The sequence below is a fragment of the Propionicimonas sp. genome (genome assembly GCF_047606205.1).
In the GTDB taxonomy this organism is placed as follows: Bacteria; Actinomycetota; Actinomycetes; order Propionibacteriales; family Propionibacteriaceae; genus Propionicimonas.
In genome coordinates this window covers 1-8,053 of record NZ_JASGES010000077.1, presented here as the reverse complement: position 1 = coordinate 8,053, position 8,053 = coordinate 1, and the positions used below count along the sequence as shown (strand labels likewise).

Sequence of the window (8,053 nt, the reverse complement as noted above, 5' to 3'; positions counted from 1 at the left end):
CGCCGTGGCCTGCGGCGGCGCCGCCAGCACGCAGACGCGTCCCTTGCCGGCGACCCGGGCCCGCCAGGCGCCCGGCTCGGCCGTGGCCAGGGCCAGCAGGCGCACCCAGGCGGCCAGGCGGTGCCGCGGCTGCAACGAGGAGAACTCGACCTGCACGAGCTCTGCCCCGTGGGTGGTCACCCGCCCGACCAGGGTGGTCGTGCCGCGGCCGGGCACCGGCACGGCCACGGCCAGGTCGTGGAGCGCTGGCGGGGGGAGGTCGGACGGGGCGGCCTGCGCCGAGCGCTGCGCCTCCTGGCGCAGGCCGGCGAGCAGGAGCGTGCCGAGCTGGAACGGGGGCACCTCGCCCCGCAGCCATTCCGCGCGTTCGACGGCGGCCGGGTCACGTCCCTGGCGCAGGCCGGTCAACATCCGGTTGCCGATCTGCCAGCGGGCCAGCCCGTCCGGCTCGATCGGGATGGCGTCGCTGGGCTGCGGGTCGTCGCCCAGGCTGATCCCCGCCGTCTGCCGCAGCAGGGTGCGGGCGGGGTGGCCGAACCAGGCGACCAGGTCGTCCAGGGAGACGCCGAGCCCGAGTTCCGGCTCGGGGAGCCGGTCGAGCTGGAAGCGCGGCCGTGGCGTCACCTTGTCTGCGAGCAGCGCCGCGGCGGCCCGGAAGGCCACGGCGTCGGCGCTGGACAGGTCGGGCCTCGCGCCGTCGAAGTAGGCCGGGTCGAACGGCTGGAGCGGATGCCGGTGTGTCACGGCGACACCGGCCGGGGTTCCGTCCGCGGTGGTCGCGAGCCGGTCGAGCGCCTCGATCAGCTCCGCGACGGGCGCGGCGAGCGGCACGTCCTCGTTGGTGGCCTCACTGCGTCCGCGCGCCACGAGGACGAGCGTCTGCCCGGCGGCATGGACGGCGTCCAGCAGGAGTTGGCGGTCCAGCAGGGCAGCGGACGGGTCGCCGACACGCGGCTCGACGGCGAGCAGGTCGTCGCCGTGGCGGCGGGCGGAGCGTGGGTAGCGGTCGGCGTCCCAGCCCAGCAGGACCACCACCCGGTGCGGGACGTGCCGCAGTGAGGTGAGGCCCGCGACCACCAGCGAGCCGTTGCCGAAGGCGCCGCGCGCGGGTGAGGTCTCGAACTCGTGCTCGATCGCCCGCGCAGCGGTGTGGCGGTCGATCGGGTGCTCAGCGGCCGCCCCGCCGCGCTCGGCGAGCCGGGCCAGGCCGGCCCACAGGTCGCTGAGCTGCCACTCCTGGGTGGGCGGGAGCTCGACGAGCCCCGCCAGTGCCTCCCGGCAGCGCTGTGCCCACCCGGCGATCGGTGCGGGGCTGCTGACCTCCGCGAACAGACGGCTGAGCCTGCCCACCAGCTCGGTCAGGCCGCCGATCAACTCGACGTCGGAGGACTCGATGTCGTCCAGCGGCAGTACGGTGCCCGCCGAGACCAGGTCGCTCTCGCCGATCGCCACCCCGAGAAGCATCCGCTGCAACCCGGCGAACCAGGTGTTCTGGGGGAAGCTGCCCAGGCCGAACGCCGTCCGCTGCGCGCCGGAGAGCCCCCAGCGGATCCCGGCCCGCTCGACGAGTTCGACCAGCCGCGAGCGCGATTCGGTCGTGAAACCGAACCGCTGGGCGACCGCGGGATGGGCGCAGAGTTCGAGCAGTGCGCTCGCCTCCGCCCTGCCGTCGGGGAGCCTGAGCAGTTCGAGCAGCAGCGTCACCATCGGGTTCACCTGGGTGAGGGTGCGGTCCGCCAGTTGCACCCTGAACGCCTGCGCGGGATGGACAGCGCCCTGCGGCGGCGCGGTGAAGGCTGCGGTCACCAGGGGCGCGATCGGCTCGATCGCGGGGGTGAGCACCACGACGTCCCTGGGTTCGAGGCTGGGGTCCGCGGCGAGGATCGAGGTGAGCACTTCGCGGAGCACCTCGACCTGGCGGTCGTCGCCGTGGGAGAGATGGACCTGGACGGACGTGTCGCCGGCCCGCAGAACGCGAGGCGTGCGCTCGCGGTCGGCCAGAAGATCGGCCTGGAGCCAGCCGAGCAGCGTGTCCGGGGACGTGACCTCCGGCAGATCCGGCGTGGGCGGGAGCAGGAGCGCCGTCTCGTCGGCGATCACACCGAGGGAGCGGTTCAGCGGATGGCCCGCAGGTGCGGCGAATTCCGATCGCCGCAGCCCCGCTGGTCCGGGCAGCGGACGACGCGTGGGAGCCGGGGTGAGCAGCAGGACGTCGACGGCGTGGTGGTTGCTGAGCGCGGCGAGCAGCGCACGGTAGCCCTCGTGCACGCGCTCAGGGGCGAGCACGGCCACCCGGTGCGGAAGGCGGGGCGCCGGTGCCGCGCGGAGCCGGTCGAGCAGGTCGGCCCTGCGGGCGAGCGGGTCGCTGCCGAGGTGCGCCACCAGCTCCCGCCACAGGTGGGACTGCCACGTGTTCTCCGCCAGGGGACCGCCTTCGGGGCCGACGTCGTCCCCGTCCAGCCAGGACCGGAGCATCGCCGGCCGGTGGTCCGCGTAGCCGGCGAACTGCGCGGCGACGCGCCGGGCGGTGGTGTAGCCCTCCCGGGACGCGGCGAGATGCCGCTGGAGCACCTCGAGTTCGGGGTCGGTGGACGCAGCGGCCAGGTGCAGCACCGGCCAGGCGAGCAGTTCGGGCCGCCACGGGTCATCGTCCCCGTGGAGACGATGCCACAGCCCGGCGGTCGTGGTGAGGTCGACCCCGGCGCAGATCCCGGCACGTTCGCCGGCCGTGGCGATGCGCTGGGAGAGCCATCGCTGAAAGCCTGCGCCCGGTACGACGGCGAGGTCGAACTCGAACGGGTCGGCTCGGGGACCGGACCACAGCCCGACCAGGGTGTCGGCGAGCTGGTCGGCGGTGCGCACGTGATGGAACTGCATGGTGCTCCACACCCTAGGGCCGGCCTCTGACGTTGAGGCGTCGAGACATGATCACGGGCCCGTGGCGGCACCGTCGGAGCCCTCTCTCCGGCCGCCCGGAGGCGAGTCGGACGCGGTCGCGATCCTCGCCACGGCGGCGGCGAGCTTCACGACATGGACGACGTCGAGGACGGGGGAGGCGTCGGCGAGCTGGTCGTCGATGGCGTCCTGGCGGCCGCGGGACGGGTCCAGCTTCAGATCGCACATCGTCGAGAGGGGTGTCGGCCCGGGTGCCTACAGTGTGCTGCGTGATCGCCGAACCGTCCGCGCTGCTGTCCGGGCTGGACCCCGAGCAGGCACAGGTCGCGACGACCTTCGGGGCCCCTGTCGTGGTGATCGCGGGCGCGGGGACGGGCAAGACCCGAGCGCTCACACACCGGATCGCCTACGGCGTCGCCACCGGCGCGTACACCGCGAACGCCGTCCTCGCCGTCACCTTCACTACCCGGGCGGCCGGCGAGTTGAGGTCCCGGCTGCGCTCGCTCGGCGTCCCGGCCGTCCAGGCGCGCACCTTCCATTCGGCGGCGCTGCGGCAGGCCCAGTACTTCTGGCCCCGCGCGTACGGGTCCCCACTGCCGCCGGTGAGCGACGAGCGGCTCGGCATCGTCGCGGAAGCGACACGACGGTTGCGACTGAGCCCGGACGCGAGCTCCCTGCGCGACCTGCTCACCGAGGTGTCCTGGGCGAAGGTCACCAACGTCTCGCCTGCCGACTACGCCGATCTGGCCGACTCCGCCGGGCGCGAGGTGTCCGGCCTCGACGCCGCACAGGTGGGCCGGGTGCTCGGTCGCTACGAGCAGGCGAAGTCCGACCGTGGCGTGATCGACTTCGACGACATCCTGCTGTGCGCCGAGGCGATGCTGGCCGAGCACGGCGACATCGCCGAGGAGGTGCGGGGGACCTACCGCCATCTCGTGGTGGACGAGTACCAGGACGTCAATCCCGTCCAGCAGAACCTCCTGGACCTGTGGTGGGGCAATGGCAGGGACCACTGCGTGGTGGGCGATCCGGCCCAGACCATCCACTCCTTCGCCGGTGCCACGCCCGCCTTCCTGACCGGTTTCGCCGACCGTTTCCCCGATGCGAAGGTGGTGCGGCTGGTGCGCGACTACCGGTCCTCGCCCCAGGTGGTGGGCATGGCGAACCGGGTGGCGCGGCGCACCCGGCTGGGCACGGTGGTGCTGGAGTCCCAGTGCGGGCCGGGCCCGGAGCCGCGGATCCTGGAGTGCGCGAGCGAGGACGACGAGGCGGTGGCGGTCGCCCGCTGGCTGGTCGAGCAGCACGAGGCAGGTGTGCCATGGCGTGAGCAGGCCGTTCTCTACCGCGTGCACGCGCAGTCGCCGGCGTTCGAGTCGGCCTTCGCCCAGGCGGGCATTCCGTTCACGGTGCGTGGCGGAGAGGGCTTCTACGACCGTCCCGAGGTGCGGCAGGTGATCGGCACGCTCACCGAGCGGGCGCGCAGGGACGCGGGCGAGCCGGCCCTCGACGCCTGCCGGGACGTGCTGGCCCGGATCGGCTGGACCGAGGCGGCCCCGTCGGGCCAGGGCCGCGTGCGGGAACGGTGGGAGTCGCTCGCCGCGATCCTCGCGCTCGCCGAGGACGTGGCGTCCGCTCGTGCCGCCGCCGGTGAGGGCACCGCCGACCTCGGTGGCCTGGTCGCCGAACTGACCGCCCGCGCGCAGGTCGAGCACCCGCTGAGCTCAGACGGGGTGACCCTGTCCACGCTGCACGCGGCCAAGGGCCTGGAGTGGACCGCGGTCGCGCTGGTCGGCGTGCAGGAGGGGACGCTGCCGCTGTCGCTGGCGGCCGGGCCGGAGCAGGTGGCCGAGGAGGCGCGGCTGTTCTACGTCGGGATCACCAGGGCGAGGCGCAACCTGCTGCTGTGCTGGTCGCGCACCCGCAGGGGCAGCGGCAACCGGCAGCCGTCACGTTTCCTGGACGGGATCACCGCCCGGCCGGAGCCGGGTGCCGTCCGGGCCCGCCCGAGGGAGAAGCCGACTTCGGCGCTGAGCGCGACCTGCCGGGTCTGCGGCAAGGCGCTGCACACCGGCGCGGAGCGGAAGCTGCGCCGGCACGCCGACTGCCCGCCCGGCTACGACGAGGACACCTACGACCGGCTGGTCGCCTGGCGGGGAGGAGTGGCCGCAGAGCGCTCCGTCCCGGCGTATGTGATCTTCACCGACGCCACTCTGATGACGATTGCGGAGGACCGCCCCGCCGACGTGGCGGCGCTTCGGAAGGTGCCGGGCGTCGGCCGGGTGAAGTGTGAGCTGTACGGCCCGGACGTTCTCGCGATCCTCGCCGGGCGCGGCTGAGCCGAGGGGTGCTCACCCGCGGCGGTGGGCGGCGCGTCCGCCGTGGCCGTTGATCGCGTCCGCGGCCTGGACGAGGGCGAGATGGGTGAGCGCCTGCGGGGTGTTCCCGAGCTGGTGGCCGGCGCGCGCGTCGTACTCCTCCGAGAGCAGCCCGAGGTCGTTGGCGCAGGCGCAGGCGCGGGCCATCAGGGCGTGTGCGTCTCCCGTCCGTCCGCTCATCGCGTACTGCTGGACGAGCCAGAAGCTGCAGGCGAGGAAGGGGCTCTCCGGGCCGGGTACGCCGTCCACGCCGGTGGCGGGACGGTACCTCAGGACGAGTCCTTCGGGCATCAGGTCGCGCTCCACACGCTCGACCGTGGCCAGGATGCGGGGGTCGTCGGGAGCGCAGAAGCCCACCGTCGGCAGCAGCAGGAGCGCTGCGTCCGCCTCGTCGGCGCCGTAGGCCTGCACGAAATGCCCGTCGACGACGCCGTGGCGGGCGACCTCTGCGGCGAGTTGGTCGCGCGCCGCGGCCCAGTCGTGCGGATCGCCGGGCAGCCCACCCTCCTCGACGGCCCGCACCCCGCGGTCGAACGCGGCCCACATCATCACCCGCGAGTGTGTGAAGTGTCGGGGTTCGCCCCGGATCTCCCAGATCCCGCGGTCGGGACGGTCGAGCTGGGTGAGCAGGTGGTCGAGGATGCCGCGCTGCAGCGACCACGAGGACACATCCTCGCCCAGGCCGGCGCGTCGGGCGGCCTCCAGCGCGACGAGCACCTCACCGGCGACGTCGGCCTGGTACTGCCCGACCGCGGCGTTGCCGATCCGCACCGGGGCAGAACCCGCGTAGCCGGGCAACGCGGGCAGTTCCCGTTCGACGAGGTCGCGCTCGCCCGCGATGCCGTACAGGATCTGGATCTGGGCGGGCTGCCCTGCGACCGCACGGAGCAGCCACTCCCGCCAGCGCCCGGCGATGCCGAGAAAGCCGTGGGCGACCAGTGCCTCCAGGGTCAGCGCCGCATCCCGGAGCCATACGTAGCGGTAGTCCCAGTTCCGCACCCCACCGAGTTCCTCGGGCAGCGAGGTGGTCGGCGCCGCCACGATCCCGCCGGTGTCGCGGTGGCTCAACGCACGGAGCACGAGCAGCGAACGGACGACCTGATCGTGGTAGGGCCCGGAGTGGTCGACCCGGACGGCCCACTCCTGCCAGTGCCTGCGCGTGCGGGCCAGCGCCGCATCGACGTCCAGGGGGCCGGGATCGGGCAGGTGTGAGGCGAAGCCGGTGAGGGTGAGGTCGACGCTCTCCCCGGCGGAGACCGTGATCCGGCCCCGGTGCGAGTGGTTCTCCGGGCTGAGCGCGACACCGCGGACGAGCAGTGCCTGAGGGCCGGCGATCGCCCGCAGTGCCGGCCGGTCCGCGTCCCCGACCTGCCGCACCCACGGCAGGGCACGCGCGTAGTCGAAGCGCATGGTCAGGGCGGTGTCGAACTCGACGCGTCCGCGCAGCCCCACGATGCGGCGGACGAGGTCGCAGCGCTCGTGCGCCACGAGGAAGTCGTGCACCTGGGCCGTCCCGGTCCCGGTGTCCCAGCGAGTCACCAGGATGAAGCTGTCCCCGTCGTAGCGACGGGACGGCACGGCGTCCGATTCGGCCGGGCGAAGCGACCAGCGGCCGTGGTCGGCATCGCCCAGGAGCGCGCCGAACACCGAGGGCGAGTCGAAGCGCGGCACGCACAGCCAGTCAATGCTGCCCTCGCGGGACACCAGTGCCGCGGTGCGCGCGCTGCTGAGCAGGCCGTAGTCCTCGATCGGAACACTCACGTCATCGATTGTGCGTCGGCGCGTTATCGTGCGGCGATGGACTATCTCGCGGTGAACCGCGCCAACTGGGACAGCAGGGCGCCGATCCACGCTCGCAACTACGGGATCGACCGGCTGCTCGCCGACCCGTCCGCGCTCTCCGATGTCGTGCGGTTCGACCTGCCCCGGCTGGGCCTCCTCGACGACCTGGACGTGCTGCACCTGCAGTGCCACATCGGCACCGACACGCTGAGCCTGCACCGGCTCGGTGGACGGGTGACCGGGCTCGACCTGTCGCCGGTGTCGCTGGCGGAGGCCAGGGTGTTGGCGAGGGAGGCGGGCGCGGCGATCGACTATGTGGAGTCGGACGTGTACTCGGCGCCGGACGCGCTGGCCGGGCGTTCGTTCGACCTCGTCTACACCGGGGTGGGTGCTATCTGCTGGCTTCCCGACATCAGTCGCTGGGCACGAACGGTGCAGGCACTGCTGCGTCCCGGCGGCCGGCTGTTCATCCGGGACGGGCACCCGGTGCTGAACAGCCTGATCGTCCAGCGCGTCGGCGAGGACCATCCCGACCGGGAACAGCAGGCCTGGATCACCGGGGAGGGTGCCCTGACCCCTGCCCTCGAGCTGCCCTACTTCGAGCAGCCCGAACCCCTGCTGTGGCACTCGGAGTACAGCTATGCCGGGGATGAGCGGGTGGGCTCGCCCGCCTCGGTGGAGTGGAACCACGGTCTGGGCGAGATCGTCACCGCCGTGCTGGACGCGGGCCTGCAGCTCACCTCCCTGACCGAGCACGACAGCGCCCCGTGGGAGGCCTTGCCGGGCCTGATGGTCGAGGACGAGTCGACAGGGGAGTTCCGGCTGGCCGACCGCCCCTGGCGCCTGCCGGCGTCCTTCACGCTGACTGCCCGCAGGCCCGCCTGAACGCCCGTTCCCGGCCGAGCCGGCCCGCCGTCACCTCGCTGCCGTCCCATCCGTCCGGTTTGCTCCCGAACGGTGGGCTTGCTCCCCGAATTCGGGGAGCAAGCCCGCCTTTCGGG

Annotated in this window: 5 protein-coding genes; 2 read left to right on the top strand and 3 right to left on the bottom strand. The window is 73.4% G+C overall.

Going from position 1 to position 8,053, the window contains the following annotated elements:
• Window positions 1-2,877, bottom strand: a 2,877-nt coding sequence (locus tag QM633_RS05205; RefSeq protein WP_415152668.1) for an exodeoxyribonuclease V subunit gamma, incomplete at its 3' end; no start/stop codon positions are given.
• A gap of 51 nt (window positions 2,878-2,928) precedes the next feature.
• On the bottom strand, window positions 2,929-3,123 hold the full coding sequence (locus tag QM633_RS05200) for a hypothetical protein (protein ID WP_415152667.1): 195 nt from the start codon (window positions 3,121-3,123) through the stop codon (window positions 2,929-2,931).
• Window positions 3,124-3,164: 41 nt separating this feature from the next.
• Here QM633_RS05200 and QM633_RS05195 point away from each other — a divergent pair, with 41 nt between their 5' ends.
• Complete coding sequence (locus QM633_RS05195; RefSeq protein WP_415152666.1) at window positions 3,165-5,231, top strand: ATP-dependent DNA helicase UvrD2; 2,067 nt, start codon at window positions 3,165-3,167, stop codon at window positions 5,229-5,231.
• Between the two features lie 12 nt (window positions 5,232-5,243).
• Here the strand turns inward: QM633_RS05195 and QM633_RS05190 are convergent, their stop codons facing one another.
• Window positions 5,244-7,031: a glycoside hydrolase family 15 protein gene (locus QM633_RS05190; RefSeq protein ID WP_415152665.1), complete on the bottom strand. Its 1,788-nt coding sequence runs from the start codon at window positions 7,029-7,031 to the stop codon at window positions 5,244-5,246.
• Between the two features lie 36 nt (window positions 7,032-7,067).
• Between QM633_RS05190 and QM633_RS05185 the strand changes: the two genes are divergently transcribed.
• Entirely contained in the window at window positions 7,068-7,937 is an 870-nt protein-coding gene (locus QM633_RS05185; RefSeq protein WP_415152664.1) for a class I SAM-dependent methyltransferase, read from the top strand.
• Window positions 7,938-8,053: the final 116 nt, after the last annotated feature.

Excerpts from the sequence above, each read along its gene's own strand:
- QM633_RS05200 (WP_415152667.1), bottom strand. The coding sequence starts at position 3,123 with ATGTGCGATCTGAAGCTGGACCCGTCCCGCGGCCGCCAGGACGCCATC.
- QM633_RS05185 (WP_415152664.1), top strand. The coding sequence starts at position 7,068 with ATGGACTATCTCGCGGTGAACCGCGCCAACTGGGACAGCAGGGCGCCG.